This window comes from Gluconobacter japonicus, assembly GCF_002723975.1.
Lineage (GTDB): Bacteria > Pseudomonadota > Alphaproteobacteria > Acetobacterales > Acetobacteraceae > Gluconobacter > Gluconobacter japonicus.
Map to the genome: position 1 here is coordinate 75,573 of NZ_BEWO01000006.1, position 24,060 is coordinate 99,632.

A 24,060-nucleotide genomic window follows, 5' to 3' on the forward strand; every position below is an offset into this window, starting at 1 on the left:
ATGCCGGGAAGCCGGTATTCTCAAATAACATATGGGATCATTTTTGTATGATTTTACGAAATATTACTCACCTTGTTGAGAAACTGCCATTTTTTGTGTCAAACCTGCGACAGGTACCAAAGATGTTTGCTTGTTTCTTATTAAGAATAATTCTCATCTAATCAAGAAGACTATTTCTCAAACATACCGCTCACGGAAACGTCAGAAGCCCAGTTTTCTACAAACAATAAAATAAGGAGTAGTAAGTTCTCGTGATGCTGGTTTTCCAGACAACTTGAGAAACTGATGGCACCTTTATCGCGTGAAAGGAGCCTATCAGGACTTAAGGAGTCCGAAATACCAGTAACAGGAACAGTCTTTGCAAAGAGGACAGTCGGATCATGGTTTCTGGTCTACTGACGCCGATCAACGTTACGAAGAAGCGCCTTCTGGGCTGCGCTGCCGCTTTGGCATTCTGCGCCGCCTCTCCTGTCGCCCTAGCTGAGGACACAGGGACAGCCATTACAAACGCCGACCAGCATCCGGGAGACTGGATGAGCTATGGCCGGACCTATTCCGAGCAGCGATACAGCCCGCTGGACCAGATCACCAAGGACAATGCGAGCAACCTGAAGCTCGCATGGCACTACGATCTGGATACCAATCGTGGTCAGGAAGGTACGCCGCTGATCGTTGATGGCGTCATGTACGCCACCACCAACTGGAGCAAAATGAAGGCTCTGGATGCAGCAACCGGCAAGCTGCTGTGGTCCTACGATCCTAAAGTTCCAGGCAACATCGCTGACCGCGGCTGCTGCGATACGGTCAACCGTGGTGCAGCCTACTGGAACGGCAAGGTCTATTTCGGCACGTTTGACGGCCGTCTGATCGCACTGGATGCCAAGACCGGCAAGCTGGTCTGGAGCGTCTATACGGTTCCCAAGGAAGCCCAGCTGGGTCATCAGCGCTCTTACACGCTTGATGGCGCTCCGCGTATTGCCAAGGGCAAGGTCATCGTCGGTAACGGTGGTGCAGAATTCGGTGCCCGTGGTTTCGTCACAGCCTATGACGCCGAAACCGGCAAAATGGACTGGCGTTTCTTCACGGTTCCGAACCCTGACAACAAGCCGGATGGCGCTGCGTCCGATGATGTTTTGATGTCCAAGGCTTACCCGACATGGGGTAAGGGCGGCGCATGGAAGCAGCAGGGCGGCGGCGGTACCGTCTGGGACTCCCTGATCTATGACCCGGTAACGGATCTCGTTTATCTGGGCGTGGGTAACGGTTCGCCATGGAACTACAAGTTCCGTTCTGAAGGAAAGGGTAACAACCTCTTCCTCGGCAGCATCGTGGCCATCAATCCTGACACCGGCAAATACGTCTGGCATTTCCAGGAAACGCCGATGGACCAGTGGGATTACACCTCGGTTCAGCAGATCATGGCGCTCGACATGCCGATCAATGGCGAGATGCGCCATGTGCTCGTGCACGCTCCAAAGAACGGCTTCTTCTACATCATCGACGCCAAGACCGGTAAGTTCATCTCTGGCAAGCCTTACACTTATGAGAACTGGGCCAATGGTCTGGATCCTGTAACAGGCCGCCCGAACTATAATCCAGAAGCTCTTTGGACGCTGAACGGCAAGCCTTGGTACGGTATCCCAGGCGATCTGGGTGGCCATAACTTCGCTGCCATGGCTTACAGCCCACAGACGAAGCTGGTTTATATCCCGGCCCAGCAGGTTCCGTTCGTTTACGATCCGCAGAAGGGTGGCTTCAAGGCTCACCACGACAGCTGGAACCTTGGCCTCGACATGAACAAGATCGGTCTGCTGGATGACAACGATCCACAGCATAAGGCTGACAAGGCCCAGTTCCTGAAGGATCTGAAGGGCTGGATCGTTGCGTGGGATCCCGCAAAGCAGCAGGCTGTCTTTACTGTTGACCACAAGGGTCCATGGAATGGTGGCCTTCTGGCTACGGCTGGCGGCGTTCTGTTCCAGGGTCTCGCCAATGGCGAGTTCCATGCCTACGACGCGACAACGGGCAAGGACCTCTTCACCTTCCCAGCCCAGAGCGCCATCATCGCTCCGCCTGTGACCTACACGGCACACGGCAAGCAGTATGTCGCTGTGGAAGTGGGCTGGGGCGGTATCTATCCGTTCTTCCTCGGCGGCGTTGCCCGCACGTCGGGCTGGACGGTCAACCATTCCAGAATCATTGCATTTGCTCTCGACGGCAGTGACAAGCTTCCGACCAAGAACGAACTCGGGTTTGTTCCGGTGAAGCCACCTGAAAAGTGGGACGAAGCCAAGATCAAGGATGGCTACTTCCAGTTCCAGACCTATTGCGCAGCCTGCCATGGCGATAACGGCATTTCCGGTGGCGTTCTGCCAGACCTGCGCTGGTCCGGTGCAATCCGCGGACAGGAAAAGTTCTACAAGCTCGTCGGCAAGGGTGCTCTGACGGCCTATGGTATGGACCGTTTCGATACGTCCATGTCTCCGGCTGAAATCGAAGACATCCGCAACTTCCTTGTGAAGCGTGCCAACGAGTCCTACGCAGACGAAGTCAAGGCCCGAGAGAATGAGGCAGGCGTCCCCAACGCTGAATTCCTCAACGTCCCTCAGGGTTCGGTTGCGCCTGCAACGCCGGACCATCCGTGACGGGAAACCGTCACGCTGAAAGGAATGACGTGACATGCTCAAGGCATTAACTCGGGACAGACTGGTATCTGAGATGAAACAGGGATGGAAATACGCGGCCGCAGTCGGCCTTATGGCAGTGTCTTTCGGCGCTGCCCAAGCCCAGGACGCTGATGACGCCCTGATTCAGCGCGGCGCTTATGTGGCTCGCCTGTCTGACTGCGTCGCCTGTCACACGGCGCTGCACGGCCAGCCTTATGCTGGTGGTCTGGAGATCAAGAGCCCGATCGGCACGATCTACTCCACCAACATTACGCCGGACCCGAAATACGGTATCGGCAGCTACACGCTGGAAGACTTCACGAAGGCCATCCGCAAGGGTATCCGCAAGGATGGTGCAACGGTCTATCCGGCCATGCCATATCCTGAATTCGCCCGCCTGTCTGATGACGACATCAAGGCCATGTATGCTTTCTTCATGCATGGCGTGAAGCCGGTAGCCCGTCAGAACAAGGAACCAGACATTTCCTGGCCGATGAACATGCGCTGGCCGCTGGCCATCTGGCGCGCAATGTTTGTTCCGACAGTGACACCCGGCCTCGACAAGAGCATTTCCGATCCGGAAATTGCCCGTGGCGAATATCTTGTGAATGGCCCGGGCCATTGCGGCGAGTGCCATACACCTCGTGGCATGGCCATGCAGGTCAAGGGTTATACGACGAAGGACGGCAACGCTTACCTCTCCGGTGGCGCACCGATCGACAACTGGATCGCTCCGAGCTTGCGCAGCAACAGCGATACGGGTCTGGGTCGCTGGTCTGAAGAAGACATTGCCGAGTTCCTGAAGAGCGGCCGTATCGACCATTCTGCCGTCTTCGGTGGCATGGCCGACGTGGTGGCTTACAGCACCCAGCACTGGACGGATGACGATCTGCACGCAACCGCCAAGTACCTGAAGAGCATGCCGGCCGTGCCAGAAGGCAAGAACCTCGGTCAGGATGACGGCAAGGCTACGGCCCTGCTCGAAGCCGGTGGCAAGGGGGACGCAGGCGCAGAGGTTTATCTGCATAACTGCTCCATCTGCCATATGAACGACGGTACGGGCGTCAACCGCATGTTCCCGCCTCTGGCTGGCAACCCGGTTGTCATTACGGATGATGCAACATCCATGGCGAACATCGTGACTTTTGGTGGCATCCTGCCTCCGACGAACACGGCGCCGTCCGCTGTTGCGATGCCGGGCTTCCGCGATCATCTGTCTGACCAGCAGATCGCCGATGCCGTCAACTTCATGCGTAAGAGCTGGGGCAACCAGGCTCCAGGAACGCTGTCCGCTTCGGATATCCGCAAGCTCCGCACAACGGGTGCTCCGGTGTCCACGGCTGGATGGAATGTTTCTTCCAAGGGTTGGATGGCCTACATGCCGCAGCCTTATGGCGAAGGCTGGACCTTCTCCCCTCAGACGCACACAGGTGTGGATCAGGCTCAGTAAGCCTCTCCCAACTTTGTTAGCCTGACATGAAAAGGTGGTTCGGAAGCGAACCACCTTTTTTTCTTTTGCCATCAATCCGTTTTCACAGAACCACATCCTGCATTACATAAGGAGCATGACCCCCATCTCCTTTTCGACCTCGCAGGTTATTTTTGCTCTGGCAACCGGTGCGGGCCGTGCGGCCATTGCCATCATGCGCGCTAGCGGACCAGGAAGTGCGGAACTTCTCAAGAATCTCTGCGGCTCCCTCCCTGAACCTCGACGCGCCAGCCTTCGCAGCCTTCGTCATCAGGGCGAAGTTCTGGATCATGCCGTAGTTCTCTGGCTTCCGGGACCGAAATCCTACACCGGCGAAGACGGGTTTGAACTCCACCTTCACGCCGGACCAGCCGTTATTGCCCGCGTTGCGGATGCTCTGACTGATCTGGGGGCGAGGCCTGCTGAACCAGGAGAATTCACCAAACGTGCGGTGCAAAAAGGTCGGCTGGATCTTCTTCAAGCCGAAGCCATTGCCGATCTGGTCGATTCCGAGACGGAAAGCCAGCGCAAGCAGGCACTTCAACAAGCAGATGGGGCTCTCAGTCGGTTATACGATGGCTGGGCGCAGCGACTACGCCTTGTTTTAGCGCATCAGGAAGCTCTGATTGACTTCCCGGACGAAGACCTTCCTCCAGAAGTCGAGGAAACTCTTCTGGCTGAAATGTCAGCGCTCCATCACGAAATGTCCGCTCACTTGCAAGACAATCGCGGCGAACTGATGCGACAGGGGTTAACAGTCGTCATTGCAGGCTCTCCGAATGTTGGAAAATCCAGCCTTCTCAATGCCTTATCTGGTTATGATGCAGCAATCGTCACGCATCGCGCAGGAACAACACGAGACGCCATTGCCGTTGACTGGATTTTAAATGGTGTCCGCCTCCGACTGATCGACACAGCGGGACTTCGTGAGACGGAAGATGAGATCGAAGCAGAAGGTATCCGGCGCGCTTTGTTTCACGTGAAACAGGCGGACGTCATTCTGCATTTAATTGGGCCAGACGAAACTACGGACGCTCTGTCTGACAATGAAATTGCGGTTCGTACAAAAATCGACATCGCATCTGCCCCGCCGAACATGCTAGGCATCAGCACCCAGACAGGTGATGGATTGTCAGCACTTCGGTCCGTACTGACGGAACGGGTCTCAGCACTGACTGCTAGCGCCGGTGCACCGCCCCTGACCCGGGCACGTCATCGTGCAGGTATTCAGGAAGCCGTCACCCATCTGGAGCGCGCCCGGACTGCCACCTGGCCTGAATTGCGGGGCGAAGAGCTTCGCCTTTCCATGCAGGCTCTGGGGCGTCTGACGGGACGTGTTGATGTTGAATCCCTGCTCGATGCAATTTTCGGGCAGTTCTGTATCGGGAAGTAGGTTTTGAGCGATTTCGATGTCATCGTGATCGGCGGCGGTCACGCCGGGTGCGAAGCAGCCGCAGCATCTGCGCGCTTTGGAGCCAGAACACTCCTGCTGACCCACAAGCTCGAAACCATCGGAGCTATGTCCTGCAATCCTGCTATTGGCGGAATTGGCAAAGGCCATCTCGTGCGTGAAATCGACGCGCTGGATGGCTTGATGGGCAAAGCTGCCGATCGCGCGGGTATCCATTTCAAACTGCTCAACCGTTCCAAAGGGCCAGCCGTTCACGGCCCCCGTGCACAGGCTGACCGTTCCCTTTACCGGACGGCCATTCAAACCCTTCTGGCAGAAACGCCCAACCTGACGATCATGGCTGGAGCTGTTGGGGATCTGATTGAAGAAAACGGACAGATCTGCGGTGTCATCTGCGAGGATGGCAGATCTTTTCATTGCGGTGCTGTTGTCCTGACAACGGGCACTTTTCTACGCGGTGTGATCCATGTCGGCCATGAGCAGCAACTTGCCGGGCGCATCGGTGAAGCCCCTGCCACGAAATTGGGGGAACGTCTGGAAGCCCTGAACCTCCGTATGGGCCGCCTTAAGACCGGCACACCACCACGCATTGCCCGGGACAGCATCGACTGGGACAATCTGCCCGAAGATCGTGGTGACGACATCCCGGAACCTTTCAGTCCCCTGACGGATCGCATCACGAACGACCAGGTCTCGTGCCGCATCAGCCAGACGACGTCAGAAACACACCGAATCATCAACGAGAACCTACATCGTTCTGCTATGTATGGTGGTGCGATTGCCGGGCGTGGTCCACGCTATTGCCCGTCAATTGAGGACAAGGTGGTCCGCTTCGCAGAGCGATCTTCCCATCAGGTTTTTCTGGAGCCCGAAGCACTTCCTGGCAATCCGGGCGGCGACCTCGTCTATCCGAACGGAATTAGCACCAGCCTTCCGGCGGACGTTCAGGCGCTCATGATCGCCTCCATGCCGGGTCTGGAAAAAGCCCGGATCGTGACTGCCGGATATGCCGTGGAATACGACTACGTCGATCCACGCGAACTTCTGCCATCGCTTCAGTTGCGTAGTCTGCCGGGTCTGTATCTGGCGGGGCAGATCAACGGAACGACAGGCTATGAGGAAGCGGGGGCTCAAGGCCTTCTCGCCGGGCTGAACGCCGCCCGCGCGACAGCCGGAAACGATTCCCTCATTCTGGATCGGAGCGATGCGTATCTGGGCGTCATGATCGATGATCTGACGCTGCACGGCATCAGCGAGCCTTATCGCATGTTCACCTCCCGTGCCGAATACCGTCTGATCCTGCGCGCTGATAACGCCGACCTGCGCCTGACCCCGAAAGGTATGGATGCAGGCTGCGTTCTGGCAGAACGAGCCAACGCTTTTACAGATATGAAGACCCAGATTGATGCGGCTATGGCTCAGGCCGCTTCGACAACATTCCTGCCCCAGACACTCAGAGAAGTCGGGTTTGAAGTCTCACTGGATGGACGGCGTCGGAGCGTTCTCGATGTTCTGGCCAGTAATGGTGATCATTCCAGAGTTCTCGATCTAGCGCCTTGGTTCGCAGAATTGCCGCTTCGCATCCGCCGTCATGTGGAAACAGAAGCCCGCTATGGTGGCTATCTGCACAGGCAGGACCGTGAGATCAAACAGCTTGCATCGGAAAGTGCCATCGTACTGCCAGACGATCTGGATTACACAGCCATTGGCGGCCTGAGTAACGAAATGCGCGAGCGTTTCACTCAGGCCCGACCGACCAGCTTTGCAGCCGCACAACGCGTTCGAGGCGTAACGCCTGCCGCGCTTGTTGCTCTGCTGGCTCATGTAAGGACCCTGTCATGACCACCGTTTCACGTGAAACGCAGGACAGACTGGAGCGCTTCGCTGATCTGCTCGTGCAGTGGAATGCGAAGATTAATCTGGTCAGTCCGAAAGATTTAGGCCAACTCTGGCCCCGCCATATTCAGGACAGCCTGCAACTCGCAGACCAGATCCCCCAAGGCGCCACCATTACAGATCTCGGCTCTGGTGGCGGCTTTCCGGGTGTCATTCTGGCCATCGCGACGGGTAATCCGGTTACGCTGATTGAATCCGATCAGAGGAAATGCGCGTTCCTTCGGGAGGCTGGCCGTATCTGCGAAGCCAATGTCACTGTTCTTCCCAAAAGAATTGAAGCGGCCAATCCTCCAGAAGCAGATATCATCACAGCTCGCGCACTGGCTCCATTGGTCAAACTGCTCGGCTGGGCGCGGCCTCTGCTGAAAGAAAACGGATTTTGTCTGTTTCTCAAGGGTATAAAGGCACAGGATGAGTTGACCGAGGCAAGCCGTGACTGGCACATGACATCTACCATTCTTCCCAGCCGCACCGACCCCGGCGGAGCCATCATCAAGGTCAGTGATTTCAAGCGTGTCGTCTAATTCCGTATCCCCCACCACTCGTATCATTGCCGTCACCAACCAGAAAGGTGGTGTTGGCAAAACCACGACCACAATCAATCTGGCCGCTGCGCTGGCACGGAAACAGCGCGTCCTGCTCGTTGATCTGGACCCACAGGGCAATGCCTCGACCGGATTAGGCATCGAGTATGATCAGCGGAATGTCGGCACATATGCTGCTCTGATGCAGGAAGCAGAGCCACATGCCCTTGCTCAGCCGACCGAGTTCGAGAATCTTTCGATCATCACAGCCAATAACGAACTGGCTGGTGCCGAACTGGAGATGATTGCAGATGAGCGGCGGGAATATCGTCTCCGCGATGCGCTCCGCGCCCTTGAAGGCGATTACGACACCATCCTGATCGATTGCCCTCCCAGCCTTGGCCTCCTGACGCTGAACGCTCTGGTTGCAGCCGACAGTGTGCTAGTTCCCCTTCAGTGTGAGTTCTTTGCGCTCGAAGGAATCAGTCAACTTGTCCGCACCATTGACCGTGTGCGGCGTGCTTTCAATGCAGATCTGCATCTCGAAGGCATTGTTCTGACAATGTATGATCGACGAAATAACCTTTCAGAACTCGTCGCACAGGATGCACGAGGGTTCTTCGGAGACCAGGTTCTCGAAACGCTGATCCCGAGAAATATCCGTATTTCCGAAGCTCAGAGCCACGGCAGTCCGGTGCTGAATTATGATGCACGCTCCACAGGCGCAGTCGCCTATGTGGCACTTGCAGACGAACTTCTGAAGCGAACCGAGAACAGGACAAAGGCGTAAGCTGCGATGGCCAAAAAGGACACTTCCCCGCGCCTCGGTCGTGGACTTGCAGCCCTGCTGGGGGACCAAGCCCCTCAACTTGCCCGCACAACACGCGCCAATACTCCAGTGCAGCAGCATACCTCCCTACCCGTCGATGTGCTGGAACCAAGTCCCTTTCAGCCACGTCAGGACATGAACCCCGAGCGCCTGGAAGAACTGGCCAATTCCATTCGCTCTAGAGGCATTCTTCAGCCTCTTCTGGTTCGACCAGACCCTATCAATCCGGAACGCTATCAGATCATCGCCGGTGAGCGTCGCTGGCGTGCGTCGCAGCTTGCGGGACTGCACAGTGTGCCGGTCCATGTGCGTCAGTTGGATGATACGGATGCCATGGCTGCGGCACTGGTCGAGAACCTTCAGCGCGCAGACCTGAACCCGATCGAAGAAGCTGAAGGGCTCCAGCGTCTCCTTAATGATTATACGCTAACGCAGGAAGAGCTGGCCGGCGCTGTTGGCAAATCCCGCCCACACATCACCAACACGATGCGCCTGCTTAACCTTCCTTCCGAAGTGCGCGCCTATGTGCGTCAAGGCGCGTTAACTGCCGGTCACGCTCGTGCCCTGCTGGGTCACCCTGACCCAGTGGCTGCCGCCAAGATCGTTCTGGAAAAAGGCCTGAACGTCCGACAGACTGAAGCACTTGCAGCCGAGAAATCGGACAAGAAGCTTGCCCCCAAAAGCCGCCGGAATGCTGAAATTGTTCAGATCGAAGAAGACCTCGCTCTTCGTCTTGGCCTGAAAGTTCATATTTCCTACGATGGTAAAAAAGGCGGCTCACTCAAGATCGATTATCGGTCTCTCGAACAATTCGAGAGCCTCATGCGACTTTTGAATCGGTCTTAAGCTACTGTTTTGTGAGGGATTTTCAGATTTATTTGTTTTTCCTGAAAATCCCTCTTGCACAACCCACGGAGTTCGCTCTATAACGCGCCTCACCGGAAACGGAGCGACGGGCACATAGCTCAGTTGGTAGAGCAGCTGACTCTTAATCAGCGGGTCCAAGGTTCGAGCCCTTGTGTGCCCACCAAGCTCCGTTTCCGGTCTTACCCTTGAAAATCTGCGCTTTTTAGATGATCTCAGCGGTGCCTAAACCGTCTTCCAGATCAGGGTCTATATCCACCCTAAAGATCTTCCGGACTCAATCCGGACTCATCTGAAAAATATTGGCCGCTTTCGCTGTCATGCTGTGAGCAGCAACAACAACAACACAAACCCGATTCCTGATTTATGCAGAAAGTGCCTCTTACCAGGGTGCGAACTACCCCCGGACGGCAAACCCTCCAGGAGGGACCCAACATTTTCCGGATTACCGCCTGATCCTGCTGGCCCTGCCCCTCCCTTTTTTCAGATCCATGCACAAAACGCATACCTCTGAGGTCTCTGCTTCTGCCTTTCTTACCCTTGCCCTGAAAACGGTGTTAAAGGTGTTAGGGTGTTATTCGACCGATAAACATCTGTTTTATAACAGTTTTCCAATAACACCTTTCATAGTTCAGGCGTAACACCTTCTAAAAGGTGTTATTGGCTCTTAAGGCTATTCCGCAGAAAACTGGGGTTTTTCTTTAACACCTCCCAAACGCGCCCATCCGCATATGCCAGCCTCAAAAGGTAGCGATATGCGCTTAATGCATAGGGAGGCAAAAAACGCGGGAAGGAAACTTCCTGCGCTGCCCGCGCAGACCAGACACCCGGACCGCAGCAGGCTCAGAGATCAGCAGATAGAATGCGATAGACACTGGCCCTACCAATGCCGAGACGCTTGGCTATCTCAGCAGGCCCGATTCCCTCATCTCTCAGCTTCCTCACCACGTCAGCATCAATCGAGGACTTGCGGCCGGTATAGACGCCACGTTCTTTAGCGGCCTTGATCCCTTCTAGCTGACGCTCACGCCGCAGGTTCGTCTCGAACTCTGCGAACACACCCAACATGTCCAGGAACGCCTTGCCCGCTGCTGTGGTCGTATCCACTGGCTGCTCCGTACAGCGCAAAGCCGCGCCCTTGTCTTTGAGCGTGTGCATGATGGTTTGCAAATCCGCAATGGATCGAGCGAGGCGATCAATCCGTGTCACCACCAGCACGTCCCCTGCCTGTAAGAAAGCGAGCAGGGTTTGCAGCTCTCGACGCCCGGCGGTCGAAGTTCCTGACACCTTCTCGGAACGAATAACCTGACACCCAGCCGCTTTGAGAGCCTGCTCCTGAATTGTCAGATCCTGATCGGTGGTGCTGACGCGGGCGTAACCTAGATAGCTCATATGGCGGTTCCAAGTGTCTCGTTTGGGTCTAGATCTTTCTCATAGAATGTCTCATATGAAAAAATCAACCCAAATGAGACAAGGAAATCCGCCAATCCCGTGTCTCACAAAAACGTCTCGTATCGGTATACTCAAAAGAGACACCCTGAACTCATGCGTCCAGCGCATGGCGAAAGGAGACCGCCTCAGCGGTCCCCCTCTTCCGTTCCCAGAATAGAAGCCTTCACCTCATACGCCCGGATATTGCGATGGCCCGGCGGAGAAATGACAGTCGAGTTCTTGTTCTTGCCAGGCATGAGATAGCCCGTCTCAATCAACGTCTGTGTAGCATTGCGTCGGTTCAACCCTGATAGAGCTTCGGACATTCCCTCTGCTGTCAGGAAGTAACGCCACTCATGCTTCCCTTCCTCACCTATCATCCATCGCTTCCAGCCTGCCCGGTTCTGCGTCCGGAACCGTTCGCCCGGCGGCTGGCTCTCTTCTGACTGCGCCGCATCTGCTTGGACAGGATCGACCCAGCGTTCAAACCGGGCTTCACCATTCTTGGCAATGAAGTCTCGCACCTGGGCAACAGCCTGTTCATCCTCACGCCGTCCAACTGTTCCGCGCTCTGCCAGCCATGCAGTGAAACAGATCTCCGCCATCACGCCGGGCGTGTCATTGTCCCAGCCTGTCAGACCGTATTCCGTCGCAAGTTCTCCGCCTGCTGCTACCATCGCAAACCGTGCAGCCACACTGCGCACTTGTCCCGATGCCTCAGGATAGGACTGCAACCACTGAGCCGTCAGATCCGCCATACGACCGCGCAACCGATCCTGTATGGCGTCATTCCCTTTCATCCGCAGTTCATCCGTAAGCTTCGCCAAGAAGGCTCGTAGCGGCGCGCCATAATACTGCCCTGTGACAACTCGCAGATGACGGGCGAAAGCGTCTGGCGTGTCATGGTCATGCACGTCTTCAAACAATCCACGGCCATGCCCGGCGTCTGCTGGCAGATCGGCAAACCGCACCTCTTGTCCAGCCTTTGTCGCCTTTCCGGCTTCACGGTTGAGATCCGCAAGCCCCAGCTCGCCGGTGGACAGGAACAGAATGCGAAACCGAGCCACGGTCCGCGCTCCACCCGTCCGAGAAGCACGCGCCTTGCCCTGCCCGTTACTTAGCAGATAGGCAATCTCACCAGCCTCACGCGGGTCCAACTGCCCAATCTCGTCCAATGGCAGCAACACATCACAGGACGCCAAGGCCGTGCTCTCGATACCGTTGGACGTAGAACGCCAGGAGCGAATGTAACCCCCTGCCCCGCTCTGAGGTGTGCCTCCACACACAGAGGCCGCCACGCGCAAGGCCGTAGACTTACCCAGACGACTAGAACCCTTGAAGGAGATGCCGCCGCCCTCTTCACCCAACAGCCCCAGAAGAGGCGCAGCAAAGGCACACGAGGCCGCGAAGATTAGACGGCTGTTTTTCATGCACAGCGCACCAATCTGGAGTTTCCAATCTTCTACGCTGCCTGAAACCCCAAACAGAGACGCTTCACGATCCAGCGTCTGCAACACCACGCGCTCAGAAGTTTCACCCAGCGTTTCATCAGGCAGAACAAACACATCCCCACCCCCGAAACGATGCCAGCCGATCTTCGTCACACTTCTCGCACGTTGCGAACTCTGCAAACTCGCCAGCCACTCCAGGAACGCGGCCTTGGCTTTCGGCCCGGCGCCAAGTGTCAGACCACCATCAGCCAAACGGCTTCGGATCTCATTGCCATCACCAGCAAACAATGCACGCGCAAAAGCTTCCTCATGCCGGTGACCATCACGATCATGCCAAGCCAGGAGAAGCCCCCAGTTCTGTCCAGCTTCATCGCGTGATTCTCCCAACACCTCGACAGGTCCGCAGATGAAGTATGGAGCGCCATCCCCGGCCCGGCGCCAGATCCCACTATCCAGATAAAGAAACCGCCGGTCCTCACTAACCTCCTGCTGTTTTGCGTCGTTTCGTCCCATTACCGGAAGTTGGAACACCGTGGCGTTCTCAATTCCCTTGCGAATATCAGACCGGCCGCTCTGACTTCCCGTCTGTGTCTTTTCCCCGGAGGACATCGTTCCAGTCTCCATGTACGATTTCAGGCATGGCGAGCCGAACAGTGCGGCCCTGCGATGCGAATTTCTTGAGAGCGGCTTCCAGAGCGCGGCGGGCTTTTTCATTCCCGCTGTCATTGTCGGCCGCGATGATGATATTTTTGAGCGCGTCCGGCAGAGTGACGGCAGCCATGTTGCTCAGCGAGACCGCAGACAACACACGGAACTCAGGACAGGCCACAGCCACGGACAGCGCTGTTTCAATGCCTTCCGCGATAACCGTCACGTCATCGTCTGGAGCTACACCCAACGCCTTGCCAGAGGCTCCACGCCACAAGCGCACGCATCCGCCCGCGAACGATCCCAGCACCTTCTTGGCGTTCTGAAGATCAGCCTTGGCCCATTGGCCGCCGGGCATCTGACCCAGCCACGTCCGATGAACGGCCACCAGCTTTCCGGATGGGCCACAGATGGCCGCAATCATGGCTGGAAGCGGTCTCTGCACTTCCCCACACCAGACAGACGGATTGAAACGTAGCGCACCAGGAGCACGCCCAAGCTCACGCAGAACAATCCCGCGCCCGGCGAGATAAGCCTCTACTGGCGTTCCTGCGATACCAGGTGCCGTGTCATGCCATAGCCGACGCGCAGAAGCCCGCTTCCGCTGGGCCTCCTGATCCAGTTCATCGTTCCGCCTATCTGGAACAGGCTGCCTCCGTTCAGGAGCACGGAAAGTCGGTGCAGAACCATCACCCAGCCCCAGCCAACTGACAGCCCATTTCATGGCTTCTTTCCGCTCACCACTGAACAGGACAGCCGCTACCAGATCCAACGCATCCCCGCGCTCGCCTGAACTGAAGTCACACCAGATGCCTGCACGAGAACCATTCAGATGAACGGCAAGGCTTTGGCCTTTCTCACCAGCCAGAGACCCACAACGCCATTCCGCTCCGTCCTTCCGGCCGTTCGGCAGCAACTCACGCACCAGAATGCCAATACGTTCCGCCAGCATCCGTGAGAGTGTGCCCGCGTCATGCTGCCTCATACGGGTTCAGGCTCCAGAACGGGCCAAGCCATAAGAACAGGGCAGCGGCCTTGCAGCGTGTCAGAGAGCCGTTCGCAGACATCCCTCAGATCGGGCACATCATTGACGAAGCCCCCTTCATGCTCACGCAAAACATCCAGACGGGCTTTGGCGTGCCGAATGAGATCAGATGCCGCCCTGATCGCCGGATCTGCATAGGTAAAGCGCCGCCGTTCCAGCTCCACCAGGAGCCATTCCGTCCCCCAGAGCAATGGCAATGTCAGATCATGAACCTGCCTGATACAGTCGCCGTCTGGCCCTGTCTTTACCCAGGTAAAAGGCCACCAGCCCGAAGCCCGCGCATTGGCTTCCCATTGCGCTTCAGCCAACGCGTCCTGACCATCGCCGGGCGGAACGAACAGATCACCACCTTTGCGCGCCACCAGATCAGCGGCCCGGCGAAAGATCGCCCTGTCCTCCACAGACCATACAGGCAGATCCTCGCATTCCGCCGGAAAAAGCAGCCCCAGAATTGCCAGCTCTGCAATTCCAAAACGGAAACCTGCAAAACCACCAGTCATACTACTTCCCCCAGAGCAGGGAGGATCTGGGCAATGCGAGCCAGCCCTTTGAGGGTCAGCACTACCTGAGGGCGGCTCACCAAATGCCCTTCCGGATGCGTCTGCTCAAAATGCTTGTAAGAGAGATAGCCAGCCCGTTCCTTGTCCGCATAACCAATCCAGCGGCTCTTGTTTCCGGCCCGATAGATCCAGCGCATCTCGTGAAGACGAGCCATGAACCGACGCGGCGGCCACCCACATTCCTTGGCCGCTTCCGTGAGGGTTAGCAGTCCGTCCATCCCGGCGATGCGATCATAGGCCAAGGCTTTCGGAGCCAGCGCCACCAGTTCGGCATCCTTCCGCTGGAGAGCTTCCTGAGCTGCCAGAACAGCACGCGCCATCAGCGTCTCAGACGTGTCTTCAGCAGAAGAGGCGACATACGCACCGGTGCGGCGGATTGACGGAATGACTTCACCTGTCACCCACTTCTTGAACCGCTTTGCAGCAGGCTTCCGACTTGTGAGGACCAAAGACCAGAGACCAGATTCATTGATGATGGTCATTTCCTGAGGACCACCAAGGGTGTCGATAATAGCGACCCCCTTTTCATCATTATCCAATCGGTCAGCAGCATCACGGGAGTTGCGGATTTCCAAAACACCGCACACATCCGTCAGCACCCACCAAGCAACACCTTCACGGTTCAGCACCCGGACATTCTGGCCTTCGAACTGAAGAGGCATCATCTCGGTCATACCGCGCCCTCCCGCCGGGCCGCAGGTAGAGCCACGATGTCACCTTCCGGCCCGACAATGGCGGTTCCAGCAATCAACCGTTCGGCTGCCTGATCCCGCTTTTCTGCCAGAGTGAGAATATCCTGCCAGCCGAGAGCATCCAGCCAGTTCCTCGCCTCGACCGTGCGAACATCCCGGTCCAGTCCAATGCGGAACCACACCAGGGCGGCCTTCAGAGACTGGAACTGGTCAGGCGCGTCTTCCGGCATGTCTTGATGGACCAGGGCAAGAAAGGCGTCGTCAGCCAGTAGAACCTTCCGCAGTTCTGCCCACGCTGCCAGAAGGCCAATTACAGCAGCCTGAGACGGCACAGGACGGAACTCATCACGGCCATGCAGACGCAGGGTCTCACTCATGTCACGACGCCAGGGACTGTTCTGCACGTAGTCGTCACAGCCACGGAAGAACGTCATAAGGCGCGTAAGCAGATCCGGCTTGCTGTCCTCCAGAGACGGCCAAAGCAGATCACCGGCCCGGCGCGATGCGGGTGCACTCTGAGAAACACTGTAGGAGGCTGTCAGCATGGTGCGGCCTCCCGCTGGGCTCGCACCGTTGCTTCTGCCGTTGAACGGACAGTTCTACTTGCCAGCCAACGTTCCAACTCAGAAACAGCATAACCCACCCGCCGTTCTGTCAGCTTGATAAAAGCTGGCCCCGTGCCATCCATTCGCATTGATTGAAGCGTTCGTACTGATAACGACAGCTCGTCAGCAGTTTCCACTTCTGACAACACTAATCGGCGACGATTAAGCCGTTCTTTTCCATGAATTGGTTGCTCACCAATAACCGGAACATTCATTCGTGATACTCCGCAGTTTTCCTGTTCGCCAATTGCGAACCGGCGCGGCTATTCATTGATGTCATAGCAAAAAAAATTGCCACTACATTAAATCAGCTCTTTTTCGGACCACCGTTAAAAGCCTTGGCTTCTTCTTCAACGTAGCCACTCACAGCTTCATATATGCGACGAGCTTGAGTAACTGGCATGTGGTCTAAAAGAGGAGAAAACGCATCGTAGAAATTCCCTTCCCGCTCCTCCATCTTCAATAAAGTAATTCTCTTTTTTTCAGAATTATTAATTTTTTCCTTATTTAAATATCGTGATATATTTATATTGTCTGGTATTTTAGAAAAATTACCTCCCATAAACCTAATAAATTTCAATAAAGAATTATTAACGTCCATAACGTTACCATTTCGAGCAACTTTTCTTTTCTCTTCAAAAATTTTATTTTCTACTTTTGTGAAGAGATCCGGATTTTCAAAACGCTTTAGGCGCTCCCCAACCGTCTCATTTTTTAAATTTGAATTAAATTTCTTGATGGATTGAGTTAGCTCATCCCGTAACGCTCGAATACGGCCATCTTTTATTCGAGGATCAATAGATTGATCAGCCTCTATTACTTCTTTAGCAATTTTTTCAAAAGACGCGTCTGGAGACAATAGCCAGAGACGATACCCTTCTGACAGCCAAGCATCATCCCATTTTTCTTTCGATCTCCCGCGCTTTGCCTGCCCTCTCGCCGCCGCAGTTGCAATACGGCGAAACGCGGCTTCACCACTCAGCCTGATAAGTCTGGATGCAATAGATTGGTCCACAGGCGACAACAGCGAAAACCATTCTGGATCAGAAGAATTACGATTATCCATAGCCGCCCCACGCCAGCCGTCCCCACGCGTGAACTGGAGCGGCGCGGCGGGCCAGACGTGGGGTTCCGGCGTTCGGCGGCCAGACCTAGCCGCGCCATCCGTCACCATGCGCCCGGCACCAAAAGGAAACAAGCCGTGAACATACCTAGCGCGGACCAGCCCAGACGAGGCTAAAGAAAGACCGGTCATGCCATCACCTCAGAGCCTTGCCAGAGTGTCTTGAAAAGCCCGTGCTCAGCTTCTGGCAGGCTCAGCGCCGCAGGGTCCAGAACGTCCGTCAGGTCCTGCCCACAGGCTGCCATAAGGACGGGCAATGCTGAGGACAGACACCGCATAATCCGCGTGACATTCTCGGACCGATACAGGGGAGCACTTCCCCCCACCGGCTCCAGATCCACTGCCTGGAGCGTTTCCAGTGCCGCAAACACCTGAACCGTAGCGTCCACCAGGGAGGCAGACGGCAGAAGCGGCATCAGATCATGCAACAGCAGTTCGACACTTTCGGCCGCTTGCGCATCAAGGGCAGACCAGCGCCGTTTCCTTATCTCCTGCCCGTCTTCCAAACTTTCAAGGTAATCAGTCCTCTGATCCTTGAGCTTCTGAGCCCGGCGCATACGAACAGCAGCCTCATAGGGTGACACCGGCCCCACAGAAGCGGAAACAACTGGCTCCGCCGGGCGAACCTGCATGACCTGTGCCTGATCACGTATGATGGCCGCAGCGACCTGCCCAAACCAGTCTGGAGCCTCACGGATCATCTGCTCATAATCAAGCACCGGCCGTCCTAATGCCTTTAGAGCTTCCATCTGGGCTTTCTGGCCTTCCGGCGTTGTCGCACGCTGCACCAGAAAATCATCCAGCAACTCACGTGCCCGATCAGAAACAGCCTGAGCCTCAGGACTGGCTGGAGCCGTCTCCATAAGCGCATCCTTGGCCCGCACAGTCTGCACGAACTCACCGCACAGACGGATCAGCACGGCATCTGGCGACACATCAGCCGCATTCTCTCCGCCCGCATTAACCTTGAACGTCTGCATCACAGGAGCCCTCCCTGCATGTCTTCCAGCAGGGAGCGCATCAGGGCCTCCCGCATGTTACGCGGGACCACCGCATCCCCAAGCACAAGCCGCGTGGCTCTACTCTTGGCCTTAAGACCGTCCAGACTGCCTGCCTTCGTCTCACAGACCGCAGCAATCAACGTCTGACGCCGGGCCAGCAGTCCCCCCAGGCGAGACGCCGGAAGACTGTGTGCCTGGTCAAGCTGACGTTGCCGCTCTCTTTCCGTGGCAGCCAGATCCGCGCAGAGACCAACCAGGTGTGAATCCACAGGAGGCGGACAGAATGAAAGAGAGTCCGCCGTAATGGCGTCTGTCCCTGTCATGGCTGCCAGCCCGGCGAGACGGCCCAAACCCGCTACAGTCGCCATTCTGGCCTTGGACTGATCATTCATCATGAACGCCCCCTTTCCGCTTTTGCAGACGCCAGCAGGAGGGAGGAATGGGTATGGTGATGACCAGCCTGCGCCGGGCCGTGCAGATGTTCCGGCTGGGCCAGTGTCACGATAGACAGCAGGAACAGACCAGCCCCCAGAACAGCAGGTGCGGCCTCAGAAACAAGGTGCGCAGAAGCAATCACTGCCCGGCGCAAGCCGGACGTGGTAAAGGCATGAATAGCCATTGCCGAGGTCCCTCTCGGTATGTGGTTAGGCTGGGCGAGGTGTTGGTAGCACCTCATCCAGCCGTAAAACGGTTTGTTCCTTGCAGAACGATACGGAGAGTGTCACTCTCTCACATCAGAAGCAAGCGGAAATGATATTGTGGATACCATTTCAGCGGCGCAGGTGAGAGCAGCAAGAGGATTGCTCAACTGGAGCCGCGATGAATTAGTGACCGTCAGCGGCGTTCCAAAAAGCACTCTTGTCCGCTTTGAAGATGGCGCAACAGCCCCGCGTGCCAGCACGATCACAGCCATCCGCAAAGCCCTGGAAGCCGCAGGCGTAGAGTTCATCCCCCAAAACGGAGGCGGCCCTGGCGTGCGCCTAGCCTCCGCTCATCAGGAGTAGAGCAAATGGACAGCCGCACAATCGACGTTATCGAAAACGGTGAACGCATTGGATGGTACCGGGTCGAAAAAGGCATCATCACTGTCACCAATGCCAAGACCCATCAGTCCAAAAGTGCCCGGGAATCCAATGGTGGCGCCAATGAAGGGTTGGCACGGATTATCCTGAGCGAACTGGGAGCCTGGTAAGGCTCCGTCAGGCTTAGAACCAATAAAGAACATCAGATCCCGCCGGGCTGGCGACCGTTACACGGATTTCCTTGACCGTGTTAATTTTCTTCTCCACATTTGAGGGCACAAAAATTAACACGGTGTGGTCATGGGTCTCCCTGCAAAACGTATCATCAGAACTGACGAAGAAGACGTTATCGCCCGCCTCGCTGGACATTTTGGCGTCACACGAGACGAATTAATCCATGTCGTCAAAATGGCTGTAGGAGCCCGACGAGATTCTACAGCTGATGATCCAGCTACAGCACCAGGCACCCTCTCTTACATTTTTGGTACCCGAGCAACGCGGATCATTTTCCGGGCCAAACAGTGGGAGCGTCTTCGCGAGAACGGCATTGAGTCTGTTTTCAACAAGACATCCAATATCCGCATCATCTTCCAAAACGTAGATCTCGCAGCAGACCTTCAATACACCCCCAAAGCCATCTCGAAGAAACGCACGGCCTCCAAGGAACTGATCAATGGAGCTCAGGGCGATCTGTTTGTACCGCCATCTGTAGAGCCGTTTCCATCAAAGGAAGATCCCGGCGAAGTCTGGTATCTCTGTGTCAGCTGTGATGAATTGGCCGGTATCCGCGCTGAGCTATCTCGCCCCGCCCCGCTGGAAAATGAACAGTTTGTAGATTTCCACGAGCGCATTTTTATCGTGAAGAAGGGTGACCTTGAAGACGTTCAACTGGACAAGGATCTCGATATGCCGCAGCAGGACTACGATATTCAGATTTCGAGAAAATAAGACGGTACCATGTTCAACCCATCGCGTTTGACACTTGCCCGCCAGAGGCGCGGCTTATCCAGTCGAGCGCTTGCAGAGATGGCCGGTATCACGCCGGTCACACTCTCTCGCATCGAAAACGGCAAAAACACGCCTGAACCGGAAACAGTCCGCAAACTCGCCAGCACGCTCGAATTCCCCGAAGCGTTTTTTTCGTGTGGAGATATCGAAAAGCCAGCATCCAACATCATCAGCTTTCGTAGCATGAGCACCATGACCGCTCGTGAACGGGACATGGCAGAATCAGCAGCACCGTTTGCCTACTGGATTCAGGGATGGGTTGAGGAGCGCTTCAACCTTCCAGAACCAGATCTGATTAATTTCTCTGCTGAGAGAGACCCAGCGGCGGCAGCTAGAGCCCTGCGCGAACGCTGGACGTTAGGTGAGCAGCCGATCAGCCATATGATCAAGCTGATGGAAGCCAAAGGTCTGCGCGTATTTTCTCTAGCTGAGGAGACGCTGAGAATAGACGGCTATTCCTGCTGGGACGGGGAGACGCCCTACATTTTTCTTAATACGTTCAAGTCAGCTGAACGCAGCCGTTTTGACTGCGCTCACGAGCTTGGACATCTCGTGCTCCACCGTCATGGAGGTCCAAAGCAAGGAAAGCAGGCTGAAGCAGAAGCCAATCTCTTTGCGTCTTCGTTCCTGATGCCGGAAGCGGATATCAGAGCCCATCTTCCTTTCGTGTCATCTCTTAGTCAGATCGTACGCGCGAAAAAGCGTTGGGGCGTTTCTGTTTCGGCACTTGCTTACAGACTGCACAAACTGAAAATTCTCAGCGACTGGCAGTATCGCACGATGATCATTGAAATGGGGAAACGCGGATACCGAACAACCGAGCCGCACCCTATGCCTCGTGAGGAATCAACGGTCTGGAAAATGGTGTTGGAAGAACTCTGGAAAGAGCGCCTTACCAAACACGAAATAGCGAAGGATCTGAGCCTTCCCCCTGTAGAAGTTGAAAAGCTACTGTTCGGTCTCTTGCAAACGCCCAGCGCCGGGCCAACAGAGCGGGTAAGCAAGGGTCCACAGCTTCGGGTCATTAACGGCCAAGCCTAAGCTTACCGCTCCAACCTGTAAGGATTTCTTACAGGTTGCCTCTCATGGCTTCCAGCGTGCCAGCTTTCCAACTGTCCTGCTTTTCCAAGGCAACTCCAGAAACGTTCCCGGAAATGCGCTTTCCGAGCAGCTCACGATCTGACGCCACCAGTGCAGAAACATAGCTCCCCGCCGAAAAATATCTCCCTCCTGATTCCAGCCTTTTGCGCAGACCACTACGATCAGACCCGCCTTCTGGATAGCCGCAGCCTCATGTTTGCGTTTCTTCATAGCTGCGTCAGCAGTAATGAGGACGTTTTGGCATTCCTCTTCCTTCGTAAGGATATCGAAAAGATCTATATCTTTCGTGCCGCGAAGGCCCAGCGAGACGACAGAGGCAATGTCATAGGGCTCAGCTTTGGCTATTTCTGCGAGCATCCGTGCCAAAGGTGGCGGATGGTTTTCGTCGAAAACGAACCTCAAGCCGCAAGCCGCTGATTGATTTTGAACTCAAATTCAGCAGCCTGCGTCACAGCCTCTTCCGGAACCTCCCACCAGGACGCCACTTTCCGTGCATTCCCTTTTTCAGCTCTCAAAGCTTGTGCAAGCGCCTGTGTCGGAACACCTGAGCAATCGATAGGCCGCCCGAATTGGCGGTGAGCATCCACCACAATTCGATTCAGTTCCGCATAGGGTTGCCATGTCTCTGCGAGGCCATCTGTGTCACTGAAACTTAAAGAACGCCGGAAGCTTGTTTCCAGCACATCCAGCATAGCTCCATTCCCATCTGTCAGATCGATAAGGCTCTTTTCCGGAGCCTCTTCAGCCGCCTGGAAGAACACAGCCTTGCCGTCCGTATGGAATTGCCCGGAGGCAAAGGGATGATCCGTTCCAAACATGCGCCGGGCGTTCTCCACCATGCGCCGAATAGCTTGAAGTGACACGCCAGATGCCCGCAGTTCCTGGACGAAACGTATCTCCACGAGATTAAGGAAAGTCAGTCCCTCATGCCCATCTTCTGGTTGCAGTTCAGGGCTTAGGACAGCATCAGCACCATGCCCAAACAGCCAGGCACGAATACGCGGCGCAGGAACACGCGCAAGCAATGCCGCTTCCGAGACGGTATAGACGCCTTTCCCGATGATGTTCTGTTTATCCGGCATGTGCACCCTCCACGATGGAGGCCATAAAACCCCGCAAAGCCACGCCTGCGACACGGCAGAACTCGGCTATCTCTCGCCTATAGATCATGCTGCCTATTAGTTTTGCAAGTAACCCGTATCGCCGGGCGTCATATGCCTCAAGACCGCCGCAACGCAATCACTCTGCTTCCAGCCGTATTAAGTTCGGAGCTCTCAGCCACCTGAAGGACGTGAATGGCCCAGTTATCCAGGGCAATTTGCCGTTCCTTCAGGAACTCATGCCGCTGGTAAACGGCCGCCACTCCCTTAATCGTCCCCTGGACATGGTTCAGTACCCGATCAGCCACATGAGGCCCAACCCCTAGGCGGGCCATAACCGTCACGCCCGTTCGTCGCAGATCATGCAATCGCCAGCCCGGCGCGGGCATGGCGCAGACTTCTTTTCCCGGCGATTTTTCAACTCTCTCAACCTCAATCAGTCTCTCCAGCCGTTCTTTGGCTCCCGAGAAATCAGAGATTGGCGTCCTGCCTGTATTCGTGAAGACGTAAGGGGAGATGGCCCCTGTCTTCGGATCTGTCTGCCTATGCAGCGCAGCCAGGACATGCCGTGCAGGTTCCGACAAATGGACGATATGCACTCTGCTGTTCTTTGTCCGCTCAGCAGGAATAGTCCAGGTTGTCAGATCAGGTGAGATTTCCTCCCAGCGCATTTCTGCAACCTCTGACCGCCGCTGCAGGGTGAGCAACAGCAATCGAAAGAACGGCCCGAAGGGATAGGCCATCTGTCCAGCCACCCGCCATATCTCCCCGATTTCGTCGTCTGTCAGAACGCGGTCCCGTGAGACTTCACGCCCTTCGACGATCACCCGGGCGAAAGGGTTATCCTCAACCAGCTGACGTTTCACAGCCCAGGCATACATGGCGCGGGCATACGCTTGCAGACGCCGGGCTGTGGTGGGGTGCTGTTCTGCAATCTCATCAAGCCGGGCCTGTAACTCAGAGACTGTTAAGGATTGCGCCGGGCGGTTCAGGAACAGCTGGAAGTTATACCGGATGCGTTGCGGGCCCTCCCGCCTATAGGTCTCGCTATGCTCCCTGAGTGCCATGGCAGCCCAGCGGTCAATCAGCACATCCAACGTCAGGGCATCTATCGCCGCTTGTGCGGCCTGTTCCTGTAGTGAGGCTTGATAGGAGACTACTTCCGCCCGGCGTTCACCCACGGGATCGCCGCCAGCAAGAACGCGCCCACGGGCTTCCTCAGCCATCTTCCGGGCTTGGGCAATGGTCAGCGCCCCATACTCTCCCAACTTGAGGCGACGGACCCTCCCTGCGTAGCGATACTGAAACAAGAACAGCTTTGTCCCAGTGTCAGTGACACGAACGAGAAAGCCTTTGGTCTCCGTATCCGAGAACACAGCGTCCCGTTTCCCCGGCGGACAGGTGAGAGCGTCTATTTCCCGCTTCGAAAACCTCATGCCCAGCCCTCAATAACACCTTTAACACCTACGAAATCGAAAGGTGTTAGTGAGAAAACCGGATAAAAACACAGTAAAATCAATATATTATATATGTGAGTAACACCTATAACACCTATAACACCGTAATTGTGTAGCTCCCTGAATTTCATTTTGCCCAATTCCCCTCTCTGAACCCG

Annotated in this window: 25 protein-coding genes and 1 tRNA gene; 12 read left to right on the forward strand and 14 right to left on the reverse strand. The window is 55.8% G+C overall.

Features of this window, described 5'->3' with window-relative positions:
- Positions 1-380: 380 nt before the first annotated feature.
- The 8 genes from GJA01_RS05800 (at position 381) to GJA01_RS05835 (ending at position 9,824) form a co-directional block, all read left to right on the forward strand.
- A complete protein-coding gene (locus tag GJA01_RS05800; protein ID WP_010504410.1) occupies positions 381-2,645 on the forward strand; it encodes a PQQ-dependent dehydrogenase, methanol/ethanol family in 2,265 nt (754 codons plus the stop codon).
- A gap of 34 nt (positions 2,646-2,679) precedes the next feature.
- Positions 2,680-4,116, forward strand: a complete 1,437-nt coding sequence (locus tag GJA01_RS05805; protein WP_062023473.1) for a c-type cytochrome — start codon at positions 2,680-2,682, stop codon at positions 4,114-4,116.
- 115 nt (positions 4,117-4,231) lie between these two features.
- On the forward strand, positions 4,232-5,527 hold the full coding sequence (gene mnmE / locus GJA01_RS05810) for a tRNA uridine-5-carboxymethylaminomethyl(34) synthesis GTPase MnmE (protein WP_062504944.1): 1,296 nt from the start codon (positions 4,232-4,234) through the stop codon (positions 5,525-5,527).
- 3 nt (positions 5,528-5,530) lie between these two features.
- Positions 5,531-7,387, forward strand: a complete 1,857-nt coding sequence (gene mnmG, locus GJA01_RS05815) for a tRNA uridine-5-carboxymethylaminomethyl(34) synthesis enzyme MnmG (RefSeq protein WP_062504946.1) — start codon at positions 5,531-5,533, stop codon at positions 7,385-7,387.
- Positions 7,384-7,965 carry a 16S rRNA (guanine(527)-N(7))-methyltransferase RsmG gene (rsmG, locus tag GJA01_RS05820; RefSeq protein ID WP_023944376.1) on the forward strand — a complete coding sequence of 194 codons (582 nt, stop codon included), beginning with the start codon at positions 7,384-7,386 and terminating at the stop codon, positions 7,963-7,965. The genes mnmG and rsmG overlap by 4 nt, the downstream gene beginning before the upstream one ends.
- Positions 7,955-8,755: a ParA family protein gene (locus GJA01_RS05825; protein ID WP_034880827.1), complete on the forward strand. Its 801-nt coding sequence runs from the start codon at positions 7,955-7,957 to the stop codon at positions 8,753-8,755. The genes rsmG and GJA01_RS05825 overlap by 11 nt, the downstream gene beginning before the upstream one ends.
- A gap of 6 nt (positions 8,756-8,761) precedes the next feature.
- Positions 8,762-9,640 (forward strand): ParB/RepB/Spo0J family partition protein, encoded by an 879-nt coding sequence (locus GJA01_RS05830; RefSeq protein WP_062504948.1) that lies wholly within the window; start codon positions 8,762-8,764, stop codon positions 9,638-9,640.
- 108 nt (positions 9,641-9,748) lie between these two features.
- Positions 9,749-9,824 (forward strand) — tRNA-Lys (locus GJA01_RS05835).
- 677 nt (positions 9,825-10,501) lie between these two features.
- On the opposite strand, the gene GJA01_RS05845 is transcribed toward GJA01_RS05835, so the two are convergent.
- The 11 genes from GJA01_RS05845 to GJA01_RS05895 all read right to left on the reverse strand — a co-directional run bounded on the left by GJA01_RS05845 (position 10,502) and on the right by GJA01_RS05895 (position 18,833).
- Positions 10,502-11,050, reverse strand: coding sequence for a recombinase family protein (locus GJA01_RS05845; protein ID WP_062504950.1), 549 nt, complete (start codon positions 11,048-11,050; stop codon positions 10,502-10,504).
- 185 nt (positions 11,051-11,235) lie between these two features.
- Entirely contained in the window at positions 11,236-13,149 is a 1,914-nt protein-coding gene (locus tag GJA01_RS05850) for a DUF927 domain-containing protein (protein WP_062504952.1), read from the reverse strand.
- A complete protein-coding gene (locus GJA01_RS05855; RefSeq protein ID WP_172794492.1) occupies positions 13,100-14,173 on the reverse strand; it encodes a DUF7146 domain-containing protein in 1,074 nt (357 codons plus the stop codon). The genes GJA01_RS05850 and GJA01_RS05855 overlap by 50 nt, the downstream gene beginning before the upstream one ends.
- Positions 14,170-14,733, reverse strand: a complete 564-nt coding sequence (locus GJA01_RS05860; RefSeq protein ID WP_062504954.1) for a hypothetical protein — start codon at positions 14,731-14,733, stop codon at positions 14,170-14,172. Before GJA01_RS05860 ends, GJA01_RS05855 begins: the two co-directional genes overlap by 4 nt.
- On the reverse strand, positions 14,730-15,467 hold the full coding sequence (locus GJA01_RS05865) for a phage antirepressor (protein WP_062504956.1): 738 nt from the start codon (positions 15,465-15,467) through the stop codon (positions 14,730-14,732). Before GJA01_RS05865 ends, GJA01_RS05860 begins: the two co-directional genes overlap by 4 nt.
- Positions 15,464-16,030: a hypothetical protein gene (locus GJA01_RS05870; RefSeq protein ID WP_062504957.1), complete on the reverse strand. Its 567-nt coding sequence runs from the start codon at positions 16,028-16,030 to the stop codon at positions 15,464-15,466. The genes GJA01_RS05865 and GJA01_RS05870 overlap by 4 nt, the downstream gene beginning before the upstream one ends.
- The gene (locus GJA01_RS05875) at positions 16,024-16,305 is read right to left on the reverse strand and encodes a helix-turn-helix transcriptional regulator (RefSeq protein ID WP_082785303.1); all 282 of its coding nucleotides are present in this window, start codon (positions 16,303-16,305) and stop codon (positions 16,024-16,026) included. The genes GJA01_RS05870 and GJA01_RS05875 overlap by 7 nt, the downstream gene beginning before the upstream one ends.
- Before the next feature lie 92 nt (positions 16,306-16,397).
- On the reverse strand, positions 16,398-17,345 hold the full coding sequence (locus tag GJA01_RS15530; protein WP_062504959.1) for a hypothetical protein: 948 nt from the start codon (positions 17,343-17,345) through the stop codon (positions 16,398-16,400).
- Positions 17,342-18,193: a hypothetical protein gene (locus tag GJA01_RS05885; protein ID WP_062504961.1), complete on the reverse strand. Its 852-nt coding sequence runs from the start codon at positions 18,191-18,193 to the stop codon at positions 17,342-17,344. Before GJA01_RS05885 ends, GJA01_RS15530 begins: the two co-directional genes overlap by 4 nt.
- Positions 18,193-18,609: a hypothetical protein gene (locus GJA01_RS05890; RefSeq protein WP_007282962.1), complete on the reverse strand. Its 417-nt coding sequence runs from the start codon at positions 18,607-18,609 to the stop codon at positions 18,193-18,195. The genes GJA01_RS05885 and GJA01_RS05890 overlap by 1 nt, the downstream gene beginning before the upstream one ends.
- Positions 18,606-18,833: a hypothetical protein gene (locus GJA01_RS05895; protein WP_062504963.1), complete on the reverse strand. Its 228-nt coding sequence runs from the start codon at positions 18,831-18,833 to the stop codon at positions 18,606-18,608. The genes GJA01_RS05890 and GJA01_RS05895 overlap by 4 nt, the downstream gene beginning before the upstream one ends.
- Positions 18,834-18,972: 139 nt before the next feature.
- Here GJA01_RS05895 and GJA01_RS05900 point away from each other — a divergent pair, with 139 nt between their 5' ends.
- The 4 genes from GJA01_RS05900 (at position 18,973) to GJA01_RS05915 (ending at position 21,285) form a co-directional block, all read left to right on the forward strand.
- Positions 18,973-19,218 (forward strand): helix-turn-helix domain-containing protein, encoded by a 246-nt coding sequence (locus GJA01_RS05900; RefSeq protein WP_082785304.1) that lies wholly within the window; start codon positions 18,973-18,975, stop codon positions 19,216-19,218.
- 5 nt (positions 19,219-19,223) lie between these two features.
- A complete protein-coding gene (locus tag GJA01_RS05905) occupies positions 19,224-19,406 on the forward strand; it encodes a hypothetical protein (RefSeq protein ID WP_062504965.1) in 183 nt (60 codons plus the stop codon).
- A gap of 130 nt (positions 19,407-19,536) precedes the next feature.
- Positions 19,537-20,184 (forward strand): hypothetical protein, encoded by a 648-nt coding sequence (locus GJA01_RS05910; protein ID WP_062504967.1) that lies wholly within the window; start codon positions 19,537-19,539, stop codon positions 20,182-20,184.
- 9 nt (positions 20,185-20,193) lie between these two features.
- Entirely contained in the window at positions 20,194-21,285 is a 1,092-nt protein-coding gene (locus tag GJA01_RS05915; protein WP_062504969.1) for a helix-turn-helix domain-containing protein, read from the forward strand.
- Between the two features lie 42 nt (positions 21,286-21,327).
- Here GJA01_RS05915 and GJA01_RS05920 read toward each other — a convergent pair whose 3' ends face one another.
- The 3 genes from GJA01_RS05920 to GJA01_RS05930 all read right to left on the reverse strand — a co-directional run bounded on the left by GJA01_RS05920 (position 21,328) and on the right by GJA01_RS05930 (position 23,881).
- Positions 21,328-21,747: a PIN-like domain-containing protein gene (locus tag GJA01_RS05920; protein ID WP_062504971.1), complete on the reverse strand. Its 420-nt coding sequence runs from the start codon at positions 21,745-21,747 to the stop codon at positions 21,328-21,330.
- Complete coding sequence (locus GJA01_RS05925; RefSeq protein ID WP_062504972.1) at positions 21,744-22,427, reverse strand: MerR family transcriptional regulator; 684 nt, start codon at positions 22,425-22,427, stop codon at positions 21,744-21,746. Before GJA01_RS05925 ends, GJA01_RS05920 begins: the two co-directional genes overlap by 4 nt.
- Positions 22,428-22,564: 137 nt before the next feature.
- Positions 22,565-23,881 carry a tyrosine-type recombinase/integrase gene (locus tag GJA01_RS05930; protein WP_082785305.1) on the reverse strand — a complete coding sequence of 439 codons (1,317 nt, stop codon included), beginning with the start codon at positions 23,879-23,881 and terminating at the stop codon, positions 22,565-22,567.
- Positions 23,882-24,060 lie beyond the last annotated feature (179 nt).

What these genes read in the sequence shown, in the direction of transcription:
- GJA01_RS05850 (WP_062504952.1), bottom strand. Translation starts at nt 13,149, where the DNA reads ATGTCCTCCGGGGAAAAGACACAGACGGGAAGTCAGAGCGGCCGGTCT.
- GJA01_RS05905 (WP_062504965.1), top strand. Translation starts at nt 19,224, where the DNA reads ATGGACAGCCGCACAATCGACGTTATCGAAAACGGTGAACGCATTGGA.
- GJA01_RS05830 (WP_062504948.1), top strand. Translation starts at nt 8,762, where the DNA reads ATGGCCAAAAAGGACACTTCCCCGCGCCTCGGTCGTGGACTTGCAGCC.
- GJA01_RS05895 (WP_062504963.1), bottom strand. Translation starts at nt 18,833, where the DNA reads ATGGCTATTCATGCCTTTACCACGTCCGGCTTGCGCCGGGCAGTGATT.
- GJA01_RS05855 (WP_172794492.1), bottom strand. Translation starts at nt 14,173, where the DNA reads ATGAGGCAGCATGACGCGGGCACACTCTCACGGATGCTGGCGGAACGT.
- GJA01_RS05910 (WP_062504967.1), top strand. Translation starts at nt 19,537, where the DNA reads ATGGGTCTCCCTGCAAAACGTATCATCAGAACTGACGAAGAAGACGTT.
- GJA01_RS05885 (WP_062504961.1), bottom strand. Translation starts at nt 18,193, where the DNA reads ATGCAGACGTTCAAGGTTAATGCGGGCGGAGAGAATGCGGCTGATGTG.
- mnmE (WP_062504944.1), top strand. Translation starts at nt 4,232, where the DNA reads ATGACCCCCATCTCCTTTTCGACCTCGCAGGTTATTTTTGCTCTGGCA.
- GJA01_RS05915 (WP_062504969.1), top strand. Translation starts at nt 20,194, where the DNA reads ATGTTCAACCCATCGCGTTTGACACTTGCCCGCCAGAGGCGCGGCTTA.
- GJA01_RS05800 (WP_010504410.1), top strand. Translation starts at nt 381, where the DNA reads ATGGTTTCTGGTCTACTGACGCCGATCAACGTTACGAAGAAGCGCCTT.
- GJA01_RS05875 (WP_082785303.1), bottom strand. Translation starts at nt 16,305, where the DNA reads ATGAATGTTCCGGTTATTGGTGAGCAACCAATTCATGGAAAAGAACGG.
- GJA01_RS05805 (WP_062023473.1), top strand. Translation starts at nt 2,680, where the DNA reads ATGCTCAAGGCATTAACTCGGGACAGACTGGTATCTGAGATGAAACAG.
- GJA01_RS05845 (WP_062504950.1), bottom strand. Translation starts at nt 11,050, where the DNA reads ATGAGCTATCTAGGTTACGCCCGCGTCAGCACCACCGATCAGGATCTG.
- GJA01_RS05890 (WP_007282962.1), bottom strand. Translation starts at nt 18,609, where the DNA reads ATGATGAATGATCAGTCCAAGGCCAGAATGGCGACTGTAGCGGGTTTG.
- rsmG (WP_023944376.1), top strand. Translation starts at nt 7,384, where the DNA reads ATGACCACCGTTTCACGTGAAACGCAGGACAGACTGGAGCGCTTCGCT.
- GJA01_RS15530 (WP_062504959.1), bottom strand. Translation starts at nt 17,345, where the DNA reads ATGACCGGTCTTTCTTTAGCCTCGTCTGGGCTGGTCCGCGCTAGGTAT.
- GJA01_RS05870 (WP_062504957.1), bottom strand. Translation starts at nt 16,030, where the DNA reads ATGCTGACAGCCTCCTACAGTGTTTCTCAGAGTGCACCCGCATCGCGC.
- GJA01_RS05860 (WP_062504954.1), bottom strand. Translation starts at nt 14,733, where the DNA reads ATGACTGGTGGTTTTGCAGGTTTCCGTTTTGGAATTGCAGAGCTGGCA.
- GJA01_RS05930 (WP_082785305.1), bottom strand. Translation starts at nt 23,881, where the DNA reads ATGAGGTTTTCGAAGCGGGAAATAGACGCTCTCACCTGTCCGCCGGGG.
- GJA01_RS05925 (WP_062504972.1), bottom strand. Translation starts at nt 22,427, where the DNA reads ATGCCGGATAAACAGAACATCATCGGGAAAGGCGTCTATACCGTCTCG.
- GJA01_RS05865 (WP_062504956.1), bottom strand. Translation starts at nt 15,467, where the DNA reads ATGACCGAGATGATGCCTCTTCAGTTCGAAGGCCAGAATGTCCGGGTG.